The 22,518-nt window shown below is 73.9% G+C and carries 18 protein-coding genes and 1 riboswitch; of the genes, 12 read left to right on the top strand and 6 right to left on the bottom strand.

From position 1 onward, the window contains the following. Nucleotides 1-122 precede the first annotated feature (122 nt). The gene (locus QPK52_RS06175; protein ID WP_410536012.1) at nt 123-1,178 is read left to right on the top strand and encodes a CobW family GTP-binding protein; all 1,056 of its coding nucleotides are present in this window, start codon (nt 123-125) and stop codon (nt 1,176-1,178) included. Between the two features lie 62 nt (nt 1,179-1,240). Here the strand turns inward: QPK52_RS06175 and QPK52_RS06170 are convergent, their stop codons facing one another. Then, nucleotides 1,241-3,688, bottom strand: a complete 2,448-nt coding sequence (locus QPK52_RS06170; RefSeq protein WP_410536011.1) for a DNA topoisomerase (ATP-hydrolyzing) subunit A — start codon at nt 3,686-3,688, stop codon at nt 1,241-1,243. Between the two features lie 215 nt (nt 3,689-3,903). Here QPK52_RS06170 and QPK52_RS06165 point away from each other — a divergent pair, with 215 nt between their 5' ends. From QPK52_RS06165 to QPK52_RS06150, 4 genes are all read left to right on the top strand, one after another. Continuing rightward, complete coding sequence (locus tag QPK52_RS06165) at nt 3,904-5,298, top strand: M16 family metallopeptidase (protein ID WP_410536010.1); 1,395 nt, start codon at nt 3,904-3,906, stop codon at nt 5,296-5,298. Between the two features lie 23 nt (nt 5,299-5,321). After that, nucleotides 5,322-6,698: a M16 family metallopeptidase gene (locus tag QPK52_RS06160; protein ID WP_410540226.1), complete on the top strand. Its 1,377-nt coding sequence runs from the start codon at nt 5,322-5,324 to the stop codon at nt 6,696-6,698. 207 nt (nt 6,699-6,905) lie between these two features. After that, nucleotides 6,906-7,078, top strand: a riboswitch (cyclic di-AMP (ydaO/yuaA leader). Nucleotides 7,079-7,091: 13 nt separating this feature from the next. Beyond that, nucleotides 7,092-7,997 carry a M23 family metallopeptidase gene (locus QPK52_RS06155; protein ID WP_410536009.1) on the top strand — a complete coding sequence of 302 codons (906 nt, stop codon included), beginning with the start codon at nt 7,092-7,094 and terminating at the stop codon, nt 7,995-7,997. Nucleotides 7,998-8,179: 182 nt separating this feature from the next. Continuing rightward, nucleotides 8,180-8,884 (top strand): GntR family transcriptional regulator, encoded by a 705-nt coding sequence (locus tag QPK52_RS06150; RefSeq protein WP_410536008.1) that lies wholly within the window; start codon nt 8,180-8,182, stop codon nt 8,882-8,884. A gap of 203 nt (nt 8,885-9,087) precedes the next feature. On the opposite strand, the gene QPK52_RS06145 is transcribed toward QPK52_RS06150, so the two are convergent. Next, entirely contained in the window at nt 9,088-9,369 is a 282-nt protein-coding gene (locus QPK52_RS06145) for an HPr family phosphocarrier protein (protein WP_093662704.1), read from the bottom strand. 161 nt (nt 9,370-9,530) lie between these two features. On the opposite strand from QPK52_RS06145, the gene QPK52_RS06140 reads away from it, so the two are divergent. The 4 genes from QPK52_RS06140 (at nt 9,531) to QPK52_RS06125 (ending at nt 14,923) form a co-directional block, all read left to right on the top strand. Then, nucleotides 9,531-12,323 carry a GNAT family N-acetyltransferase gene (locus tag QPK52_RS06140; RefSeq protein WP_410536007.1) on the top strand — a complete coding sequence of 931 codons (2,793 nt, stop codon included), beginning with the start codon at nt 9,531-9,533 and terminating at the stop codon, nt 12,321-12,323. 28 nt (nt 12,324-12,351) lie between these two features. Further along, the gene (locus tag QPK52_RS06135; protein ID WP_093662706.1) at nt 12,352-12,945 is read left to right on the top strand and encodes a DUF5998 family protein; all 594 of its coding nucleotides are present in this window, start codon (nt 12,352-12,354) and stop codon (nt 12,943-12,945) included. After that, nucleotides 12,945-14,144: an alkaline phosphatase family protein gene (locus QPK52_RS06130; RefSeq protein ID WP_410536006.1), complete on the top strand. Its 1,200-nt coding sequence runs from the start codon at nt 12,945-12,947 to the stop codon at nt 14,142-14,144. The genes QPK52_RS06135 and QPK52_RS06130 overlap by 1 nt, the downstream gene beginning before the upstream one ends. 92 nt (nt 14,145-14,236) lie before the next feature. Beyond that, a complete protein-coding gene (locus QPK52_RS06125; protein ID WP_410536005.1) occupies nt 14,237-14,923 on the top strand; it encodes a thymidine kinase in 687 nt (228 codons plus the stop codon). Nucleotides 14,924-14,956: 33 nt separating this feature from the next. Here QPK52_RS06125 and QPK52_RS06120 read toward each other — a convergent pair whose 3' ends face one another. Further along, entirely contained in the window at nt 14,957-15,769 is an 813-nt protein-coding gene (locus QPK52_RS06120; protein ID WP_410536004.1) for a VOC family protein, read from the bottom strand. A 248-nt stretch (nt 15,770-16,017) separates the two neighbouring features. Here QPK52_RS06120 and QPK52_RS06115 point away from each other — a divergent pair, with 248 nt between their 5' ends. After that, entirely contained in the window at nt 16,018-16,917 is a 900-nt protein-coding gene (locus tag QPK52_RS06115; protein WP_410536003.1) for a sulfurtransferase, read from the top strand. A gap of 98 nt (nt 16,918-17,015) precedes the next feature. Here QPK52_RS06115 and sepH read toward each other — a convergent pair whose 3' ends face one another. Both sepH and QPK52_RS06105 read right to left on the bottom strand, forming a co-directional pair. After that, on the bottom strand, nt 17,016-18,077 hold the full coding sequence (sepH, locus tag QPK52_RS06110; RefSeq protein ID WP_410536002.1) for a septation protein SepH: 1,062 nt from the start codon (nt 18,075-18,077) through the stop codon (nt 17,016-17,018). A gap of 469 nt (nt 18,078-18,546) precedes the next feature. Then, a complete protein-coding gene (locus tag QPK52_RS06105; RefSeq protein ID WP_410536001.1) occupies nt 18,547-19,890 on the bottom strand; it encodes a D-arabinono-1,4-lactone oxidase in 1,344 nt (447 codons plus the stop codon). 143 nt (nt 19,891-20,033) lie between these two features. Here QPK52_RS06105 and QPK52_RS06100 point away from each other — a divergent pair, with 143 nt between their 5' ends. Then, entirely contained in the window at nt 20,034-21,146 is a 1,113-nt protein-coding gene (locus QPK52_RS06100; RefSeq protein WP_410536000.1) for a ferrochelatase, read from the top strand. Between the two features lie 156 nt (nt 21,147-21,302). Continuing rightward, entirely contained in the window at nt 21,303-22,103 is an 801-nt protein-coding gene (locus tag QPK52_RS06095; protein ID WP_410540225.1) for an inositol monophosphatase family protein, read from the top strand. Between the two features lie 104 nt (nt 22,104-22,207). Here the strand turns inward: QPK52_RS06095 and QPK52_RS06090 are convergent, their stop codons facing one another. Next, nucleotides 22,208-22,381 (bottom strand): hypothetical protein, encoded by a 174-nt coding sequence (locus QPK52_RS06090; RefSeq protein WP_410535999.1) that lies wholly within the window; start codon nt 22,379-22,381, stop codon nt 22,208-22,210. Nucleotides 22,382-22,518: the final 137 nt, after the last annotated feature.

Genomic DNA, 22,518 nt, shown 5'->3' with positions numbered 1-22,518 from the left:
GGCCAGGGCCCCGCAGAGCCGTGCGGGCGCGGGGTGCGGGCGGGATCGGGGACGGGAGGGCCGTCGGCTACCATCGGCAGCCGTTCCGGTACGGCTGCCACCCGCACGATGGAGGCGCGAGCTTGGTCAGGAAGCGGATCCCGGTCGTCGTGCTCGCCGGTTTCCTCGGGTCCGGGAAGACCACCCTTCTCAACCACCTCCTCGCCCACAGCGGGGGCACCCGCATCGGTGTGGTCGTCAACGACTTCGGCAGCATCGAGATCGACGCCATGTCGGTGGCCGGGCAGGTGGACTCGATGATCTCCCTGGGCAACGGCTGCCTGTGCTGCGCCGTCGACACCAGCGATCTGGACGCCATGCTGGAGCGCCTCGCGCGCCCCTCGGCCCGCATCGACGTCATCGTGGTGGAGGCCAGCGGCCTCGCGGAGCCGCGGACCCTGATCCGCATGATCCTCTCCAGCGCCGAGGAGAACATCGTCTACGGCGGGCTGGTGGAGGTCGTCGACGCCGCGGAGTTCGAGGTCACCCGTGCCAGGCACCCGGAGCTCGAACGGCATGTGGCGATGGCCGACCTGGTGGTGCTCAACAAGGCGGACCGGACCGGCGAGCAGGAGCTGTCCGCCCTGACCGCTGAGCTGCGGAGGATCGGCCGGGGCGTGCCCGTCGTCCGCGCCTCCCACGGGCGCGTCGACCCGGAGCTGCTCTTCGACCCGCGCCCCCGCGACGACGGTGCACAGGGGGTGCGGCAGCTCTCCTTCGAGGACGTGTGGGCCGAGATCCGCGAGGCCGGGCACGGATGCGGCGAAGGGCACGACGGGCACCTCCACGCCGCCTACCAGAGTGTGGAGTTCACCACCGACGAGCCGGTGGACCCGCGCAGGCTCATGGAGTTCCTGGACGGCAGGCCCGACGGCCTGTACCGGATCAAGGGCTTCGTCCACTTCGGCGTGCCCGGCCACCGGGAGAAGTACGGGCTGCACGCGGTCGGGCGCTTCCTGCGCTTCAGTCCCGGGGCGTGGGGGAGCGGCGAGCCGCGTCTGACCCAGCTCGTGCTGATCGGTTCCGGCATCGACGCCGACGCGGTGCGTGAGGAGCTGGCCTCGTGCGCGGCCTCCGGCTCGCCGGAGGAGGCGAGCCCCGACAGCATGTGGGGCGTCCTGCGCTACGTGCGGCCCTGAGCGCGCCGCTTCGCGGGGCGGTGCGGCGGCCCGGCCACGGGCCGGGCCGCCGCACCGGGAGATCACACCGGCCCGGCGACCACCGAGACCGGCTTGGCCAGCGGAGTGCCCGAGCCGTCGCGCCGCGGGTCCGGTTCCGGCAGGTCCACCGGCGAGCCCTTGGCGTCCGCCGCGCGAGCGGGCGCGGCGCCCGCCCAGGCGAAGGTCAGATGGTCCTCGCCCTTGAGGAATCGCTGGCAGCGCACCCCGCCCGTGGCGCGGCCCTTGCGCGGATACTGGTCGAACGGCGTCAGCTTGGCCGTGCCCACCTCGCCGACCAGCGTGTCGTGCGAGCCCGCGACCGTGAAGACCACCGCGTCGGCGGCCGGATCGACGGCGGTGAAGGAGATCACCTTCGCCCCCTGGCCCAGCTTGACGCCCGCCACACCGCCGGCCGGGCGCCCCTGCGGCCTGACCTGCCCGGCGGGGAAGCGCAGCAGCTGCGCCTCGTCGGTGATGAAGACCAGATCCTCCTCGCCGGTGCGCAGCTCCACCGCGCCGACGATCCGGTCGCCTTCCCTGAGGGTGATGACCTCCAACTCGCCCTTGTTGGAGGGGTAGTCGGGCACCACCCGTTTGACCACGCCCTGTTCCGTGCCCAGCGCCAGCCCCGGCGAGGACTCGTCCAGAGTGGTGAGGCACACCAGCTCCTCGCCCTCCCGCAGGGACAGGAACTCCGTGAACCGGGCGCCGCCCGCCAGGTTCGGCGCGGAGTTCTCCGGGAGCTGCGGCAGGTCGATGACCGAGATCCGCAGCAGGCGCCCGGCGGAGGTCACCGCCCCCACCTCGCCCCGGGCCGTCGCGGGGACGGCCGAGACCACCACGTCGTGCTTGCGGCGCTTGGCGGAGGAGTCGAAGGCCGGCTCGCCTCCCGCGGTGCGGGCCAGCAGCCCGGTGGAGGACAGCAGCACCCGGCACGGATCGTCCGCCACCTGGAGCGGGACGGCCGCCGCCGGGACGTCGGCCGAGGACAGCAGCTCGGTGCGGCGCGGGGTGCCGTACTTCCTGGCGACCGCGGACAGCTCCGAGGAGACCAGCTTGCGCAGCTCCGCGTCGGACTCCAGGATGCGGGTCAGCTCCTCGATCTCGGCGTTCAGCCGGTCGCGCTCGGCCTCCAGTTCGATGCGGTCGAACTTCGTCAGCCTGCGCAGCGGGGTGTCGAGGATGTACTGCGTCTGCACCTCGGACAGGCCGAACCGGGCGATCAGCGACTCCTTGGCCTGTGCGGCGTTCTCGCTGGAGCGGATGATCCGGATGACCTCGTCGATGTCGACCAGCGCCACCAGCAGGCCCTCGACCAGGTGCAGCCGGTCGCGCCGCTTGCCGCGCCGGAACTCGCTGCGCCGCCGCACCACGGTGAAGCGGTGGTCGACGTAGACCTCCAGGAGCTCCTTCAGCCCCAGCGTCAGCGGCTGGCCGTCGACCAGGGCGACGTTGTTGATGCCGAAGGACTCCTCCATCGGCGTCAGCTTGTAGAGCTGCTCCAGCACGGCCTCGGGGTTGAAGCCGTTCTTGATCTCGATGACCAGCCGCAGCCCGTGCTCGCGGTCGGTGAGGTCCTTGACGTCGGCGATGCCCTGGATCTTCTTGCCGTTGACCAGGTCCTTGATCTTGGAGATGACCTTCTCGGGGCCGACGTTGAAGGGCAGTTCGGTGACGACCAGGCCCTTGCGCCGCGCGGTGACGTTCTCCACGGAGACCGTGGCGCGGATCTTGAAGGTGCCGCGCCCCTTGGCGTAGGCGTCCTTGATGCCCTCCAGCCCGACGATCCGGCCGCCGGTGGGCAGGTCCGGGCCCGGCACGAAACGCATCAGCGTCTCCAGGTCCGCGCCGGGGTGCCTGATCAGGTGCCGGGCGGCGGCGATCACCTCGCCCAGGTTGTGCGGGGGCATGTTGGTGGCCATGCCGACCGCGATGCCGGAGGAGCCGTTGACCAGCAGGTTCGGGTAGGCCGAGGGCAGTACGGACGGTTCGGACTCGCTGCCGTCGTAGTTGGGCGCGAAGTCGACGGTGTCCTCGTCGATCGACTCGACCATCAGCCCGGCCGCCGGGGCGGAGCGGCACTCGGTGTACCGCATGGCGGCGGGCGGGTCGTCGTTGCCCAGCGAGCCGAAGTTCCCGTGCCCGTCCACCAGCGGCAGCCGCATGGAGAAGGGCTGGGCCAGGCGCACCAGGGCGTCGTAGATGGCGCTGTCGCCGTGCGGGTGGAGCTTGCCCATCACCTCGCCGACGACGCGTGCGCACTTGACGTAGCCGCGCTCCGGCCGCAGCCCCATCTCGTGCATCTGGTAGAGGATCCGCCGGTGGACCGGCTTGAGTCCGTCGCGCGCGTCGGGCAGGGCGCGCGAGTAGATGACCGAGTAGGCGTACTCCAGGAAGGAGCCCTGCATCTCGTCGACGACGTCGATGTCGAGGACGCGCTCCTCGAACTCTCCCCCGGGCGGCGGGGTCTTCGTGCTGCGGCGGGCCATCGCGGCTGCGACTCCTTCTTGCGTACTGCGGACTGTGTGTCCCCGTACCGGGGCAGGGGGCGGACGGGCACCATTGTGGACCTCGGCACCGACAGTCCGGCCCCCGCCCCGAACCGTACGGGAACTTCGCGCTTTGTCCGGTCGCTTGCATACAGTGACCACACACGCGTTGTGAGAACGCGGTCCGCGATCGCGATCGAAGGGACTCCCTGCCCATGGCTCACACGGCCTCCCCTCCGCCCACCGCCGGCGGCCTGACGGCGACCGAGCACCGGCTGGCCAACGGCCTGCGCGTGGTGCTCTCCGAGGACCACCAGACGCCGGTCGCCGCGGTCTGCCTCTGGTACGACGTCGGATCGCGCCACGAGGTCGCCGGGCGCACGGGTCTGGCACACCTCTTCGAGCACCTGATGTTCCAGGGATCGGCACAGGTGAAGGGGAACGGCCACTTCGAGCTGGTGCAGGGAGCGGGCGGCTCGCTCAACGGCACCACCAGCTTCGAGCGCACCAACTACTTCGAGACGATGCCCGCCCACCAGCTGGAGCTGGCGCTGTGGCTGGAGGCCGACCGCATGGGGTCGCTGCTGGCCGCCCTGGACGAGGAGTCCATGGAGAACCAGCGCGACGTGGTGAAGAACGAGCGCCGCCAGCGGTACGACAACGTGCCCTACGGCACGGCGTTCGAGAGGCTGACGGCGATGGTCTACCCCGAGGGCCACCCGTACCACCACACCCCCATCGGCTCCATGGCCGACCTGGACGCCGCCTCCCTGGAGGACGCGCGGGACTTCTTCCGCACCTACTACGCGCCGAACAACGCCGTACTGGCGGTCGTCGGCGACATCGACCCGCAGCGGACGCTCGCCTGGGTCGAGAAGTACTTCGGCTCCATCCCCTCCCACGAGGGCAAGCGGCCGCCGCGCGACGGCTCCCTGCCGGAGGTCATCGGCGAGGAGGTCAAGCAGATCCTCCACGAGGAGGTGCCCTCCCGGGCGATGATGGCCGCCTACCGGCTGCCGCACGACGGAACCCGTGAGGCGGACGCCGCCGACCTGGCGCTGACGGTGCTCGGCGGCGGCGACTCCTCCCGCCTGCAGACCCGCCTGGTCCGCCGTGACCGCACCGCCGTCACCGCCGGTTTCGGCATGCTGCGGCTGGCGGGCGCGCCCTCGATGGGGTGGCTGGACGTGAAGGCCTCCGGCGACGCCGAGATCGCCGACATCGAGCGGGCGGTCGACGAGGAGCTGGCCCGCTTCGCCGAGGAGGGACCGACCCCGGCGGAGATGGAGCGCGCCCAGGCGCTGCTGGAGCGCGAGTGGCTGGACCGGCTGGCCACGGTCGGCGGCCGCGCCGACGAACTGTGCCGCTACGCGGTGCTGTTCGGCGACCCCCAGCTCGCCCTGACCGCTGTGGAGCGCGTGCTCCAGGTCACCGCCGACGAGGTGCGCGAGGTGGCCGCGGCCCGGCTGCGCCCCGACAACCGCGCGGTGCTGATCTACGAGCCCACCCAGGTGACCGCCCCCGACACCGGGGCCGACGTCTCCGAGGGCGCCACCGTCTCCGAGACCGGCTCCGCCGCCGACACCCACGACCAGGAGGCCGCTCAGTGAGCGACGCCACGGCCCAGAACGGAATGTCGATGGAGTTCCACCCCCAGCCCCGCGGCGGCGAGCCCCGGCCGTGGGCGTTCCCCGCCCCCGAGCGCGGCGAACTGCCCAACGGGCTGACCGTGCTGCGCTGCCACCGCCCCGGCCAGAAGGTCGTGGCCGTCGAGGTCAACCTCGTCGCGCCGCTGGAGGCCGAGCCCCGGGACCTGGAGGGTGTGGCCGGGATCATGGCCCGGGCGCTGAGCGAGGGCACCGACCGGCACAGCGCCGAGGAGTTCGCCGCCGAGCTGGAGCGGTGCGGCGCCACCCTGGACGCGCACGCCGACCACCCCGGTGTGCGGGTCTCCCTGGAGGTCCCCGCCTCCCGGCTGACCAGGGCGCTGGGTCTGCTCGCCGACGCACTGCGCGCCCCCGCCTTCCCCGAGGGCGAGGTCGAGAGGCTGGTGCGCAACCGCCTGGACGAGATCCCGCACGAGCTGGCCAATCCCGCCCGCCGGGCGGCCATCGCACTGTCGAAGGAGCTGTTCCCGGCCGACTCCCGGCTCTCGCGTCCCCGCCAGGGAGCCGAGGAGACCATCAGGGACATCGACGCCGCGGCGGTGCGCGCCTTCTACGCGGAGCATGTGCGGCCCTCGACGGCCACGGCCGTGGTGGTCGGCGACTTCACCGGGGTGGACCTGGACAAGGCGCTGGCCGAGACCCTCGGGGACTGGAAGGGCGCGGCTGCCGGGCCCCGCCCGGTCCCGCCGATCACCGCGGACGACACCGGCCGGGTGGTCGTCGTGGACCGGCCCGGAGCGGTGCAGACCCAGCTCCTCATCGGCCGGATCGGCCCCGACCGGCACGACCGGGTCTGGCCCGCCCAGGTGCTCGGCACGTACTGCCTGGGCGGCACGCTCACCTCCCGCCTGGACCGGGTGCTGCGCGAGGAGAAGGGCTACACCTACGGCGTACGGGCCTTCGCCCAGGTGCTGCGCTCCTCGCCCGAGGGCACCGGCGCCTCGATGCTGGCGATCAACGGCTCGGTGGCCACCGATGTGACGGGTCCCGCACTGGAGGACCTGTGGCGCGTGCTGCGCACCCTGGCGGAGGAGGGCCTCACCGACGCCGAGCGCGACACGGCCGTGCAGAATCTGGTGGGGGTCGCCCCGCTGCGTTACGAGACGGCGGCGGCTGTGGCCGGCACCCTCGCCGACCAGGTGGAGCAGCACCTCCCCGACGACTACCAGGCGAAGCTGTACGCCCGCCTGGCCGAGACCGGCACCGTGGAGGCGACGGCGGCGGCCGTGGCCGCCTTCCCCGCCGACCGCCTGGTGACGGTGCTGGTGGGAGACGCGTCACAGATCGCCGACACGGTGCGCGACCTGGGCATCGGAGAGGTGACGGTCGTCACGGACCAGTGATCCCCGGCCGCGCCGCGGCGGCTGTGCGACGGAAGGCCCTTGGTGGGATTGCCACACCAAGGGCCTTCCGTATGTCCGGTTTTGGGCTGTTCCGGTGGGTGGCCTGTGTGGTGTGGCCTACAAAAGGCGCTATTTGCTTGCTCGCTCAAATTTGTCCGTTTAGCGTCGACCCCGCTGGCCGTCAGAAGTGACCGCGACCGCGGCCGACGGCAGTGATCGCCGAGTCCCCCGAGCGGGGGAGCCGGGGACCCACCCTCCCGCCCTTCTGCGCGGGAGCGGTCCTCTTCCGAGGCACCTGGGGTGAATCGGGCCGTGCGCCCGTAGGAGACCTTCCTGCTCCGAACCCGACAGCTAACCCGGTAGGCGAGAAGGAAGGAAAGGAGTACGCCACCCATGGCGTTCACCCGTGCCACCGCGCAGCTCGCCGAGAAGCTGACCGAGAAGCTCACCGGGCTCACCGAGAGCCTCACAGAGAAGCACCACCTCTCCAGCCGCTCCGTGCGCACCCGCGCCGGTCTGGTCGGAGCCGCCGCCGTTGCCGTCACCGGCGTGGTCGGCGCCGCCGCCACCCCCGCGATCGCCGCTCCGGGCGAGGGCTCGCGAACCTACGCCCTGGGCTTCGTCCAGGCCATGGCCGTCGGCGACACGATCGCCGACGACGTCAGGGCCCAGGCCCGGGCCCAGCAGCGCGTCGCCGACGCCGCCGCGGAGAAGGCGGCCGAGGAGAAGGCCGCGAAGGAGAGGGCCGCGAAGGCCGCCGAGAAGGCTGCGAAGGCTGCCAAGGCCGCCGAGAAGGCTGCGAAGGCTGCCAAGGCCGCCGAGGAGCGCGAGGCCGCCCAGAAGAAGCGCGCGAACGAGCGCGCCGGCCGCTCCGCCGAGCGCCGCTCGGCCACCGGCTACGCCGACCCGGTCGCGGGCGTGGACACCACCACCACCTACAAGCAGGCCGGCGCCTCCTGGTCCTCCGGCAAGCACAGCGGCATCGACTTCCCCGCCAACACCGGCACCCCGGTGCGGTCCGTCGGCCCGGGCACCGTGGTGACGGTCGGCTGGGGCGGCGCGTACGGCAACCAGATCGTCATCCGCCACGACGACGGCAAGTACACCCAGTACGCCCACCTGTCCGCCACGAAGGTCTCGGCGGGCCAGAAGGTCGACGGCGGCCAGCAGATCGGCGCGGTCGGCTCCACCGGCAACAGCACCGGCCCGCACCTGCACTTCGAGGCCCGCAACGGCGCCTACTACGGCTCGGACTTCAACCCGATCACCTATCTGGCCGGCAAGGGCGTCGACGTCTGACGGACCCGGCCCGCAGGGCACCCGGCAGTCACGCACCGGCATCCGCCGCGCGGCCCGCGAGGTCGCGCGGCGGATGTTTTCACGTCTGTTTTCCGACGGGCATCGGAAAACGTGTGGCAGTGGAATACAGTTCGTCCCTGCGGCACTTCGGGAAACATGGAGACGGCGGCGGAGGTCGGCCCATGCGCATTTCCGCGCACATGGTGTGCAGCGCGGTCCGTGACGACATCGTCTCCGGTGTGTTCCCGCCCGGGGCCCGGCTCACCGAGGAACTCCTCGCCAGACGCTACGGCGTCTCGCGCGTCCCGGTGCGCGAGGCCCTGCGGACCCTGGAGTCGGAGGGCTTCGTCGTCTCCCGCCGCCACGCGGGCGCCTGCGTCGCCCAGCCCACCGAGCAGGAGGCCGCCGACCTGCTCGACATCCGCGCCCTGCTGGAGCCGCTGGGTACCGCGCGGGCCGCCCGGCGCCGCACCGAGGCGCAGCTGAGGGTGCTGCGCGGGCTGGTCCGCCTGGGCCTGCAGCGCGCGGAGAGCGGGCGGCTGTCCGATCTGGGGGCCCTGGAGGACTGGTACCACGAGACGCTGGCCCGGGCGTCGGGCAGCCCCAGCCTGGCCTCGCTGCTCACACAGCTGCGCCGCAAGATCAACTGGGTGTACGCCGCGGAACCGCCGCTGCGCGCGGTCGCCGTGTGGCGGGAGCACGGAGCCGTCGTGGACGCCGTCGCGCGCGGTGACGCGGAGCGGGCGCGCGCCCTGGCGAGCGAGCACGTGGAACGCTCCGTCGCGGTGCGCCGCGAGCAGCGGCCGGTGGCCGCGCGCGACGGCCGCCGGAAAGGCCCGGTGAGAAGAGCGAAACACGCCGTAAACACGCCGTGTGACAATTCGTAACAGGAATTGTGTATGCAGGACGGGAGTACGCGGGGAATGCGTTCCCGAAATGCTTCGGGTGCGGAGAAAGGCTGCGGGGCGTTCGCCCCGCAGCCTTAGCCGGTGTCTTCCTCCGGTGCTTTCCGCCGCGTTTCCACGCCGGGTCCGTATCCAGTGCCGTGTACGGGCCCGGTCCGGCGCGGCCGGGTGCCGGACCGGGTGGCTCAGACGGCTCCGGGCAGCTCGTCCAGCCCCTCGGAGACCAGCTTCGCCAGCCGGTCCAGGGCGGTGTCGGCGTCCTCGGCCGCGGAGGCCAGCACGATCTCCTGGCCGCCCTCCACCCCCAGTCCCAGTACCGAGAGCATCGAGGCGGCGTTGACCGGTTCGCCGTCCGGCCTGGCCACGGTGACGGGGACGCCCGAGGAGGTCACGGCGCGGACGAAGATCGCGGCGGGGCGGGCGTGCAGGCCCTCGGGCCAGCCGACGGTGACACGGCGCTCTGCCATGGTGTTGCCCTTCGGGTCGAAACGGATCGGAGCGGACCGGGCCGGGTCCGGTCGGGACCGGGGCGCATGTCCGGGGCCCAGCCCAGCTTCGCACAGGCGGGCGCCCGGGAAGGGGAGCCGACACCTCCGCGATCTGGGGCCCGGTGACTAGGCTGGCCCCCATGCGGACGCCGAGCGAGCCTGCCTACCCCGCCCACTGGGAAGCCGACGTGGTGCTGCGCGACGGCGGCACGGCCCGGGTCCGCCCCATCACGCCCGACGACGCCGAGCGCCTGGTCAGGTTCTACGAGCAGGTCTCCGACCAGTCGAAGTACTACCGCTTCTTCGCCCCCTACCCCCGGCTCTCCGACCGCGACGTACGCCGCTTCACCCACCACGACTACGTCGACCGGGTCGGCCTGGCCGCCATCGTCGGCGGCGAGTTCATCGCCACCGTCCGCTACGACCGCATCGACTCCTCCGGCCGTCCCGCCTCCCTGCCCGCCGACGAGGCCGAGGTCGCCTTCCTCGTCCGCGACGACCACCAGGGCCGCGGGGTCGGCTCCGCCCTGCTGGAGCACATCGCCGCCTGCGCCCGCGAGCGCGGGGTGCGCCGCTTCGTCGCCGAGGTGCTGCCCGCCAACACGAAGATGGTCAAGGTCTTCACGGACGCCGGCTACTCCCAGAAGCGCAGCTTCGAGGACGGCGCGGTCCACCTCACCTTCGGCATCGAACCGACCGAGCAGTCCCTGGCGGTCATGCGGGCCCGTGAGCAGCGCGCCGAGGCCCGCTCCGTGCAGCGGCTGCTGTCCCCCGGCGTGGTCGCCGTCATCGGCGCCAGCCGCAACCCGGGAGGGGCCGGGCGCACCGTCCTGGAGAGTCTGCGCACGGCCGGTTTCACCGGCCGCGTCCACGCCGTCAACCGCGCGCTGGAGGAGGGCCGCGCCGAGATCGACTCGGTGCCCGCCCACCGCTCGGTGCGCGACATCCCCGAGCCCGTCGACCTCGCCGTCGTCGCCGTCCCCGCCCGGGAGGTGCCGGGGGTGGTCGCCGAGTGCGGGGAGCGGGGCGTGCAGGGACTGGTCGTCCTCTCCGCCGACTTCGGCCGCGACGCGCAGCGCGAACTGGTGCGGCAGGCCCGCTCGTACGGGATGCGCATCATCGGGCCCAACGCCTTCGGCCTGATCAACACCGCCCCGGACGTCCGGCTCAACGCCACCCTGTCGCCCGAGACGCCCGAACGCGGCCGCATCGGGCTGTTCACGCAGTCCGGGGCCATCGGCATCGCCGTGCTCGCCGGACTGCACCGCCGCGGCCGTGGGGCCGGCGGCGTCTCCACCTTCGTCTCGGCCGGCAACCGCGCCGACGTCTCCGGCAACGACGTGCTCCAGTACTGGGACGACGACCCCGACACCGATGTCGTCCTGATGTACCTGGAGTCCTTCGGCAACCCCAGGAAGTTCAACCGCCTGGCCCGGCGCACCGCCGCCCGCAAGCCGATCGTCGTGGTCAAGGGCGCCCGCCACAACGCCAGCGCCCCTCCCCCCGGCCACGCCGTCCCGGCCGGCCGCACCCCCGACGCCACGGTCTCCTCGCTGCTGCGGCAGGCCGGGGTCATCCGCGTCGACACCGTCACCGAACTCGTCGACGCCGGCGTGCTGCTGGCCACCCAGCCGCTGCCCGCCGGCCCGCGCGTGGGCATCCTGGGCAACGCCGAGTCGCTGTGCCTGCTCACCTACGACGCCTGCCTGGCCCGGGGCCTGCGCCCGCAGCCCGTCACCGACCTGACCACCGAGGCCACCCCCGAGGACTTCCGGCGGGCCCTGGCCGCCACCCTCGCCGACCCGGCCACCGACGCCGTCGTGGTCACCGCCATCCCCTGGGTGGACGCCAGCCACGGCCCGAAGGACGCGGCCCTGCTGGCCGAGTCGCTGGCACAGGCGCTGCGCGAGCCGGCCGGTGGCGCGAGCGGCGGTGAGGACGGCGGCCGGAACGGCGCGGGAGCCGCGAGCGCCCCGGCCAAGCCGGTGGCCGTGGTCCATCTGGCCATCGAGGGCCTGGACGCCGCCCTCGCCGAGCACCGCCTGCCGGCCTACCCCGCCCCCGAGCGCGCCGTGGGCGCCCTGTCGGAGGCGGTCCGCTACGCGCAGTGGCGGCGCGACGCGGCCGAACCGGGCCGGGTGCCCGAGTACGACGACATCGACGAGGCGGCGGCCGCCGCCCTGCTCACCCGGGTGCGCGAGCCGGACCGCGGCACGCTCCGCAGCACTCCCCTGAGCGGTGGGGAGGCGGCCGAACTGCTGGGCCACTACGGAGTCCCGGTGCAGCCCGTCCTGCCCGCGCCCGACGCCCGCGCCGCCCGCGCCGCCGCGAAGAGGCTGGGCTACCCCGTGGCCCTGAAGACCACCGCCCCCCACCTGCGCCACCGCCCCGACCTGGGAGGCGTACGGCTGGACATCGGCAGCGAGGCAGGACTGCGGCGCGCCTACGCCAGGATGACCGAGCAGCTGGGCGATCCCGCCGAGCTGCGGCCCGTCGTCCAGGCCATGGCGCCCCGCGGCGTGGACACCGCGGTGAAGGCCACCGTCGACCCCGCCATCGGCGCGGTGCTCTCCTTCGGGCTGGCCGGCCCGCCCTCGGAACTGCTGGGCGACGTCGCCCACCGGCTCGTCCCCGTCACCGACCGGGACGCGGCCGAGCTGGTCCGCTCCATCCGCTCCGCGCCCGTGCTGTTCGGCTGGCGCGGTGCCCAGCCGGTGGACACCGCCGCCCTGGAGGAGCTGCTGCTGCGCGTCTCCCGGCTGGTCGAGGACCATCCCGAGGTCGTCTCCGTGGACCTGGAACCGGTGGTCGTCGCCGCCCGCGGGCTGACCGTCCTGGACGCGGCCGTCCGCGTCGCCGAGCCGCCCGCCCCCTTCGGCACGGCCCATCCGGCCTGGGCCGACCTCGGCCCCCGCCGCCTGCCCGCGTACTGATCCGCCCGCTCCCCGTAGGATGGGCCGCATGGCGAAGACCGGTACGACGACCCAGGGGCTGCGCGCGGCCATCGAGCGCAGCGGCTACTACCCGGCTCTCGTGGCCGAGGCGGTCGAGTCCGCCGTGGGCGGCGAGCCCGTCTCCTCGTACGTGGTCCACCAGGAGACGACCTTCGACTCCAACGAGGTCCGCCGCCATGTCACGGTGCTGGTGCTCACCGACACCCGGTTCATCGTCAGCCACACCGACGAGCAGCCCGCCGACGGCACCTCCCCCTCGCCGTACGCCACCACCTCCACCGAGTCGGTGAAGCTGGAGCGGATCTCCTCGGTCGTCCTCAGCCGCGTCGTCGCCAACCCCGAGTCCTACACCCCCGGCACCCTGCCGCGCGAGGTCGTCCTCACCATCGGCTGGGGCGCCGTCTCCCGCCTCGACATGGAGCCCGCCAACTGCGGCGACCCCAACTGCGAGGCCGACCACGGCTACACGGGCTCCCTGACCGCCGACGACCTCTCGCTGCGCGTCAGCGAGGCGGGCGACGGACCGGACACCGTCCGCCAGGCGCTCACCTTCGCGCAGGCGCTGTCCGAGGCGACCGCGGCCACCGCCGGCACCCGCTGATGGTCCAGTCCCTCCCGCACGGTCCGGCCGCCCACGACCCCGTCCCCCTGGACCCGCGCACCGCGCCCGTGCCGCGCTACGGCGACGCGTCGCTGGCCGACCTGCTGCCCGCCGTCGCCGCCGGGCAGGGCGTGCCCGGACTCTCCTCGGGCCTGGAGCTGGAGCCCGCCGACCGGGTGTGCGTCTTCCTGGTGGACGGCATGGGCTGGGAACTGCTGGCCGCCCATCCCGGGGAGGCGCCCTTCCTGGCCTCCCTGCTGCCCACCTCGCGCGGCGGCACCGGGCAGCCCCTCACCGCGGGCTTCCCCTCCACCACCGCCACCTCGCTCGCCTCCGTGGGCACCGGCCAGGTCCCCGGCGCCCACGGGCTGCCCGGCTACACCGTGCTCGACCCGGCCACCGGCGAGCTGATGAACCAGCTGCGCTGGCAGCCGTGGACCGACCCGTACCTGTGGCAGCCGTACCCCACCGTCTTCCAGCTCGCCGACGCCGCCGGCGTCACCGCCTGCCAGGTCACCGCCCCCCACTTCGAGCACACCCCGCTCACGAAGATCGCGCTGTCGGGGGGCTCCTTCCTCGGCCGCCTGCCGGCCGAGGAGCGCATGGACCTGGCCGCCGAGCGGCTGGGCTCGGCCGACCGCGCGCTGGTCTACACGTACTACGCCGAACTCGACGGCAGCGGCCACCGCCACGGCGTGGACTCCGACGCCTGGCGCGGCCAGCTGATGTACGTCGACCGCCTCGCCCAGCGCCTGGCCGAGCGGCTTCCGCCGCGCTCCGCGCTCTACATCACCGCCGACCACGGCATGGTGGACGTCCCGCAGGACCCGGACGCCCGCTACGACTTCGACCACGACTGGGAACTGCGCGCCGGCGTCGCACGGCTCGGTGGCGAGGGCCGGGCCCGCCACCTGTACGCGGTGCCGGGCGCCGCAGGGGACGTCCACGCCGTCTGGCGCGAGGTCCTGGCGGACCGGGCGTGGGTGGCCACCCGGGACGAGGCGATCGAACTGGGCTGGTTCGGACCGCGCGTCGACGACCGGGTGCGCGCCCGGATCGGTGACGTGGTGGCCGCGATGACCGGCACGGTCGCGGTCGTCGCCACCGAGACCGAGCCCAACGAGTCCGAACTGATCGGCATGCACGGCTCGATGACGCCGGCCGAGCAGCTGGTCCCCCTGCTGGAAGTCCGCACGTAGCCCGGGGCCGCCGGGCCCGCCGGATCCGCCGGCCGCCGCGCGGGTCCGCCCGCCACCGCCGTACGCCGACCGCCGAAAGGTTTCGCCTCCCCATGCCCGAACTGGTCTTCTTCGCCGGAACGATGGACTGCGGGAAGAGCACCCTCGCACTCCAGATCCAGCACAACCGCTCGGCGCGGGGACTGTCGGGGATGATCTTCACCCGCAACGACCGGGCGGGGGAGGGGCGGCTCTCCTCAAGGCTCGGCCTGGTCACCGAGGCCGTGGAGGCGGGCGAGGGCTTCGACTTCCACGCCCATCTGGTGCGGCATCTGACATCCGGTGGCCGCACGGACTACGTGATCGCGGACGAGGCGCAGTTCCTGGATCCGGGGCAGGTCGACCAACTCGCCTGCGTCGTCGACGACCTGGGCATCGACGTCTTCGCCTTCGGCATCACCACCGACTTCCGCACCAGGCTCTTCCCGGGCTCCCGGCGGCTGATCGAGCTGGCCGACCGGATCGAGTCCCTCCAGGTCGAGGCGCTGTGCTGGTGCGGCGCACGCGCCACCCACAACGCCCGCACGGTCGGCGGCCGTATGGTCGTAGAGGGGGCACAGGTCGTCGTCGGGGACGTCGCGGGCCCGCAGGGCACCGCGGGGGAGGACGTCGGCTACGAGGTGCTGTGCCGGCGCCACCACCGGCGCCGGCTCACCGCGGCCGCGGCCCGGGCGGGGGTGCTGTCCCCGGACGTGCTGCCCGTGGACGGTGCGGACGCCCCCGCCCTGCACCACGGCTGAACGGCCCTCAACGGGCGCTCTCCGCAGGGGGTCTCACGAACCCCGGCGGCCCGTGTGGACCACCGCGAAGGGCGCGCCCTCGCGGTCGGCCACCCGCGCCGTCCGCCCGTACGGCGTGTCGTGCGGCGGGAGCAGGACGCGTCCGCCCAGTTCGGCCACCCGGCGCGCCGCCGCGTCGGTGTCGGCCACCTCGACGTACATCAGCCAGTGCGAGCCGCGGTCGTGCGGCAACTCGCCCCCGACGCCGCGGACACCGCCGACGATCCGCCCGTGCGCCGTCAGGGTCAGACGGTCCGGCTCCGCGTCCGCACCGCCCGCTCCCGGGCGCTCCCCGGAGGGCTCGCTCTCCAGGCCGAAGACCGTCTGGTAGAACTTCTCGACCGCCGACGCCCGGTGGGTGACCAGCTCGTTCCACACCACCGTGCCCGGGCCGCCGCCCATGCGGGCCCCGGGCCGCGTGTCCGTCTGCCGTATCCCGAAGGAGGCCCCGGAGGGGTCCGCCGCGATCGCCACGCGCATCGTCCCCTCCATGTCCAGCGGCCCCACCCCGACCGTCCCGCCGCACAGCCGGACCAGTTCCGCGGCCTTGTCGGCGTCGTCGGCGGACAGGTACGGCAGCCAGGCGGGCAGGCACTGCCGCCCCCGCGGCATCTGGCCGATGCACGCGACCTCGCTCCCGTCGAGCAGCGCACGGAAGTGCGGGCCGGCCGACCCCGGCCCCGGCCCCTGCCGGTACTCCCAGCCGAACAACTCGTGGTAGAACTCCTGGCTCGCCGCCGGGTCGTGGGCCAGCAGGCTCAGCCAGGAGGGGGTGCCCGGAGCGTGTGGTGCCGCTGCCTCGGTCATCTCTTCACTTCTCTCCTCGGGACCGTCGTCGATGCGGTCGTCCGGTGATCTTCCGTGCACTGTCGGTGCCCATGGTCTCATTCGACGCCCATGCCGCGCACGGGGCCGTCCCGCCCGTAAGGGGAGAGGCGGTCCTCCGGGGAGAACAGCGGACATCTCGCCCCCGGCCCCGCTCCGCGCGCCGACACGGACGGGCCGTGCCGGGCGGTGGCCAGGACATACGGGAACGGCCGCGCGAAGATACGGCCATGGCAGTCATCGTCTCCCCTACCCAACTCGCGCGCGAACTCACCGGTTCGCCTTCCCCACCGCATACCCCGCCAACGCTGCTCGATGTCCGCTGGGATCTGGCCGGTCCGTCCGGGCGCCCGGACTACGAGGCGGCGCACCTGCCCGGAGCCGTGTACGTCGACCTGGAGACCGAGCTGGCCGGGCCGGTGGGGGAGGGAACGGGTCGTCATCCGCTCCCGGACCCGGAGGTCTTCGGGGCGGCCATGCGCCGGGCCGGGGTCCGGCAGGGGCACCCGGTGGTGGTCTACGACGGCGGCCGGGGCTGGGCCGCGGCCCGTGCCTGGTGGCTGCTGCGCTGGGCGGGCCACGAGGACGTGCGGGTGCTGGACGGCGGCCTCGCGGCCTGGGAGGGCCCGTTGACCGGAGAGGTGCCGCAGCCGCCCGAGGGCGACTTCACGCCCCGGCCGGGCGCGCTGCCAGTGCTCGACGCCGACGGTGCGGCGGCCCTGGCCCGCACCGGGGTGCTGCTCGACGCCCGCTCGGGCGAGCGCTACCGCGGCGAGGTCGAGCCGATCGACCGCGTCGCCGGTCACATCCCGGGCGCGGTGTCGGCGCCCACCACCGAGAACACCGCCGAGAACACCGCCGAGAACACCGCCGAGGGCGTCTCCGGGAACGCCGCCGGGGGAGTTCCCGGCGTCTTCCGTCCCGCCGCCGAACTGGCCGCCCGCTTCGCCGGACTGGGCATCGACGCGGACACCGAGGTCGGCGTCTACTGCGGTTCGGGGGTCTCGGCGGCCCACGAGATCCTGGCGCTGGCGATCGCGGGCATCGACGCGGCGCTGTACCCGGGCTCCTGGTCGCAGTGGTCCGCCGACCCCTCCCGCCCGGTGGCCACGGGCCCCGAGCCGGGCTGAGGGCCGGGCCGGCGCGCGGCCGGCACACGCGCCGGAGGGCGGCGGGGCCCGGCCCCGCCGCCCTCCGGGCCCGCTTCCCGGGCCACGCTGCCGCCGCCCTACTCCTGCTTCTTGCGCCGCGTGCCGAAGACGATCTCGTCCCAGCTGGGGACCGCGGCGCGGCGGCCCGGGCGGACGCCGTCCGCCTCGGCCTGGCGGTCGGTGCTGCCGGTGAGCCGGTCGCGGTGGCCCGCCACCGAGCGCGGCATGAGCACATCGGCGTAGGCCGCCCCCGCGCTCGCCGCGGGAGCGGGCGGCTCCACCGCCTCCGGCTCCTCGGCCTCGTCCTCCGGCGCTCCGTCGGGCGAGGAGGACTGCTCCGGCACCACCAGATCGCCCCGGAAGCTGGGCACCGCTTCCAACAGGCTGGTCAGGGAGTCACGTTCGGCACCGGCGTCCTGGCCCGCGGCCTCCGGCGGCTCGGACTCGGAGGCGTCGGACCGCTCCGCCCGGTCGAAGCGGTCGCGCGGCAGCCGCGCGATGCGCGGCACGAACGGGAAGCTCGGCTCGGGGGTGTCGTCGCTCTCGCCGATCAGCGCCCGCGCCTCGTCGTCCACGGCCTGCACCAGCCGCCGCGGCGGGTCGTACGTCCAGCTCGCCGAGTGGGGCTCGCCGGCCACCCGGTAGACGAGCATCACCTCCCAGGTGCCGTCGTCCCGGCGCCAGGAGTCCCACTGCACGGTCTCCTTGTCGGCGCCGCGCAGCATCAGCCGCTCGGCCACGGCCTCGCCGAGCTGCGGGCCGGTGCTCTCGCCGGGGCGGCGCACCGGTGTCTTGCGGGCCCGCTCGGCCATGAACGCGCGCTCGGCGAGCACCGGCCCCTCGAACCGCCGTACACGGTCCACGGGGATGCCGGCGAGCTGGGCGACCTCCTCGGCGGTGGCTCCGGCCCGTATGCGGGCCTGGATGTCGCGGGGGCGCAGATGGCTCTCGACCTCGATCTCGATCTGGCCGAGCCTGGCGCGGTCGTTGCGGACGGCGGCGCGCAGCCGCTCGTCGATCGGGAGTGTGTACTCCGTGTTGTCGGCAGCCTTGAGCACCAGCCGTGTGCCGTCGTTGCTGACGGCCACGACACGCAGTTCGGGCATGGGAACCTCCCGGGTGGTGCCTGCCGACGTCACGTGCGTCGCTGCTCCCGCTAGACGAGTGTGGCGTGCCCGGGCGCAGCCTGCCACAACCTTGCCGACCTGCCCGGCGTGTCGGGCCCGCGCCCTGATCCGCCACTGTGGCACGGTTGCCTGTTGACCACGGAAAGTGACCGAGGTGGTGACTGTCCGTGGTATCGGCTGACCGGGGCCAAGGTCAGGGCTCGCCACACTACTCCATTGGGGCCACGCCGTTGGATCGGCACGCCGCCCAAGTTCTCACAGCGCCGGGGAGTTGAACACCGCGCCGGCCGTAAAAAGACGGCATCGAAGGTGTGGATCTTCACGGAATCCGCCGAAACGGAATCACCACCTTGGCCGGAAACCGCTCCGCGGGGGCGGAGAGGAAGATATGTGCGACCCGGCCCGGTAGGGGGACGCGCGGGGCGGCGGGCTGACGGCGGTGAACCGGCGGTGGCGGGGCGGCGGAGGGGCGGCGCCCGGCTCAGTCGCCCAGCACCCGCCGCAGGTGGTCGTTGCCGAACACCCGCTGCGGGTCGAGGCGGTCGCGCAGCGCGGTGAACTCCGCGAAGCGCGGATAGACCTCGGACAGGTACCCGGCGTCGCGGCTGTGCAGCTTCCCCCAGTGGGGGCGCCCGCCGTGCGCGACCATGATCTGCTCGGCGGCCGTGAAGTACCGCTCGTGCGGGGTGCCCCGGTAGACGTGCACCGCTATGTAGGCGGTGTCGCGGCCCGAGGCCGTGGACAGCGTGATGTCGTCGGCGGGCGCGACGCGCACCTCGACGGGGAAGTTCACCCGCAGGCCCGAACGGCCGACCGCCGCCCGCAGTTCGCGCAGCGCCTCCACCGCGGCCGCCCGGGGCAGGGCGTACTCCATCTCCACGAAGCGCACCCGGCGCGGCGAGGTGAACACCTTGTAGGGGATGTCGGTGTAGGTGCGGGCCGACAGCGCGCGGCCGGCGATCCGCGCGATGCCGGGCACGGCGGCGGGGAAGGCCCGGCCCACCGAACAGGCCGCCTGGAAGACGCCGTTGGAGAGGAACTCGTCCTCCAGCCAGCCGTCCAGGCGCGGCAGCGGGTCGGCCGGACCGTCGCTGCGGTTGTTGCGCTTGGTGACGCAGCGGTCGGTGTGCGGGAACCAGTAGAACTCGAAGTGCTCGTTGCCGCGCACCAGATGGTCGAAGTCCGCCAGCACCGCGTCCAGGCGCATGGGCTCCTCGCGCGCGGTCAGCAGGAACAGCGGCTCCACGGCGAAGGTGATCTCGGTGATCACCCCCAGCGCCCCCAGGCCGACGCGGGCCGCCGCGAACACCTCCGGGTTCTCGCCGGCCTCTCCCCCGGAGCACCGCAGGACCGAACCGTCGGCCAGGACCATCTCAAGGGCGCGGATCTGGGCGGCCAGGGAGCCGGAGTCGCGGCCGGTGCCGTGGGTGCCGGTGCCGACCGCGCCGGAGACGGTCTGCTCCATGATGTCGCCCATGTTGGTCAGGGACAGGCCCTCGGCCGCCAGCGCCTCGTTGAGCTGCCTCAGCGGCGTCCCGGCGGCCACCGTCACCGTCCCGGCCCCGCGGTCGATCCGGCGGATGCCGGTCAGGCGGTCGGGGCGTATCAGCACCCCCTCGGTGGCGGCCACGGGCGTGAACGAGTGCCCGGTGCCGGCGGCCTTGACCGTCAGCCCGTCCTCGGCGGCGCGGCGCACCACCTCCGCGAGCGCCTCGGTGGTGGAGGGGGCCGAGGTCCGCAGCGGGCGGGCGGTGGCGTTGCCCGCCCAGTTGCGCCACGTCGGCGGTGCGGGCCGCTTCGTACGCCGTGCTGTGCGCGTGCTCATCGCTGACGGCCCTCCCCATGGCTGGCGTACCGCGCGGGCGCTGGACCCGGCGGGTCGGAGGGGGATCATACTCACGCGGGCCGTTCCCGGCCCCACCGCGGGTCCGGGCGGTGTGCCCCGCGGCCGGATGGCAGGATCGAGACATGTCCGACGCAACTGACGCCCGCCCCTACGACGCCCTGCTGCTGCTGTCCTTCGGAGGACCGGAGGGCCCCGACGACGTGGTGCCGTTCCTGGAGAACGTCACCCGTGGAAGGGGGATCCCGCGGGAGAGGCTGGAGGAGGTCGGGCAGCACTACCACCTGTTCGGCGGCGTCAGTCCGATCAACGCCCAGAACCGCGAGCTGCTCGCCGCCCTGCGCGAGGACTTCGCCGCCAACGGGCTGGACCTGCCCGTCTACTGGGGCAACCGGAACTGGGCGCCGTATCTGACCGACACCCTGCGCGAGATGGCGGCCGACGGCCGCCGCCGGATCCTGGTGCTGGCCACCAGCGCGTACGCCTCGTACTCCGGCTGCCGCCAGTACCGGGAGAACCTCGCCGAGGCCCTGGCCGCCCTGGAGGCCGAGGGGCTCCCGGTGCCGCGGGTGGACAAGCTGCGGCACTACTTCAACCACCCCGGCTTCGTCCGCCCCGTGACCGACGGGGTGCTGGCCTCACTCGCCGAACTGCCCGAGGACGTCCGCGCGGGGGCGCACCTGGTCTTCACCACCCACTCCATCCCCCTCTCCCAGGCCGAGACCTCCGGGCCCGCCGGAGGCGCGTACGTCGCCCAGCACCTGGACGTGGCCCGGGTGATCGCCGACGCGGTGCGCGAGGAGACCGGGGTGGACAGGCCCTGGGAGCTGGTCTACCAGTCCCGCAGCGGCGCCCCGCACATCCCCTGGCTGGAGCCGGATATCTGCGACCACCTGGAGACGCTGCGCGGGCAGGGCGCGCCGGCCGCGGTGATGGTCCCGATCGGCTTCGTCTCGGACCACATGGAGGTCCTGTACGACCTCGACACCGAGGCGATGGCCAAGGCCGAGGAGCTGGGCCTGCCGGCGGTGCGGTCGGCCACCGTCGGGGCCGACCCGCGCTTCGCCGCGGCCGTGCGCGACCTGGTGACCGAGCGCGCCGCCGCCGAGCGCGGCGAGCGGCCCGAGCGCTGCGCGCTGGGCGCGCTGGGCCCCAGCCACGACGTGTGCCCGGTGGGCTGCTGCCCGGCCCGTACGCCGAAGCCCGCCGCCGCGGGCGCCGACAGCCCGTACGCCTGACCCCCGGCCCACCCCCGTCCTACAGCCGCCCGACACCCGTCCGACACCCGTCCGACACCGCCGAGGAGAGCCGTGACCGACGCCGCAAGTTCCGCCGGGACCCCCGCAGGCGGCCCCGCCGGGGCCGGAACGGAGACCGACCGCGCGACCGCCGCCGTGGCGGATCCGCTCAGGAGGGAGCTCCTGGGCCTCGCGCTGGAGGCCGCCCGCCGGGCGGGCGCGCTGCTGAGCGAGGGCCGCCCCGCCGACCTGGGGGTGGCCGCGACCAAGAGCAGCCCCGTCGACGTCGTCACCGAGATGGACCTCGCCTCCGAGAAGCTGATCACCGGCTTCCTGGGCGACCACCGCCCCGAGGACGGCTTCCTGGGGGAGGAGGGGGCCTCCACCGAGGGCGGCAGCGGGGTGCGCTGGGTGATCGATCCGATCGACGGCACCGTGAACTACCTCTACGGGCAGCCCGCCTGGGCCGTCTCGATCGCCGCCGAGCACCGGGGCGAGACGGTCGTCGGCGTGGTCCACGTCCCGCCGCGCGGCGAGACGTACCACGCGGTGCTGGGCGCCGGCGCCTGGCTGAACGGGGAGCGCGTGCGCTGCCGCCCCTCGCCGCCGCTGGAGCAGGCGCTGATCGGCACCGGCTTCAACTACGTCGCCGGGCGGCGGCAGGCCCAGGCCGAGGTGGCCCGCCGACTGCTGCCGAGGGTCCGCGACATCCGCCGCTCCGGTTCGGCCGCCATCGACCTGTGCGACGTGGGCGGCGGGCGGTTGGACGGCTTCTACGAACGGGGGCTGCACCCCTGGGACTTCGCCGCGGGCGATCTGGTCGCCCGCGAGGCGGGCGCCCTCACCGGCGGGCGGCCCGGCTCCCCGCCGACGGGCGAACTGACGGTGGCCGCCTCGCCCGGGGTCTTCGGCGTGCTCCAGCCGCTGCTGGAGGAACTGGGCGCCTGGCACGACTGAACGGCTCCGGCCGGGGCACCAGGGGCACCGGCCCCTCCTGCGCCCGGCACGCGGCAGCGCCCCGGAGGGGAGAACCCTCCGGGGCGCTGCCGTATGCTGCCGGGTCAGGCGCTGGTGGCGCCGACCTCCACTCCGTACTCGGCGGCCAGACGGCGCAGATCCTCGAGCTCGGCCTGCTCGACGTCCACCAGGAAGTCGTCGCCCGACTCACGAGCGCGGATCAGGTCGGACTCCGTGGTCCGTATGCGCTGCAGAATGCCTGCGGTGAACGCGTCCATGGTGCGCCCCCTCGTCGTGGGTCGTCGGCACGGGGGTGTGCCGGGGGTGGGGCGATCACGGTGTACTCCCCGAGCGGTCGGCCGACGGCTCTTCCGGGGCTGGGAGGACTGGGAAGAGGGGTCGTGAGATGCCGCCT

This window comes from Streptomyces sp. KL2 (assembly GCF_046529545.1).
Lineage (GTDB): Bacteria > Actinomycetota > Actinomycetes > Streptomycetales > Streptomycetaceae > Streptomyces > Streptomyces radiopugnans.
Note: the sequence above shows the minus strand (reverse complement) of the source record. Positions and strands in the feature narration are given on the sequence as shown.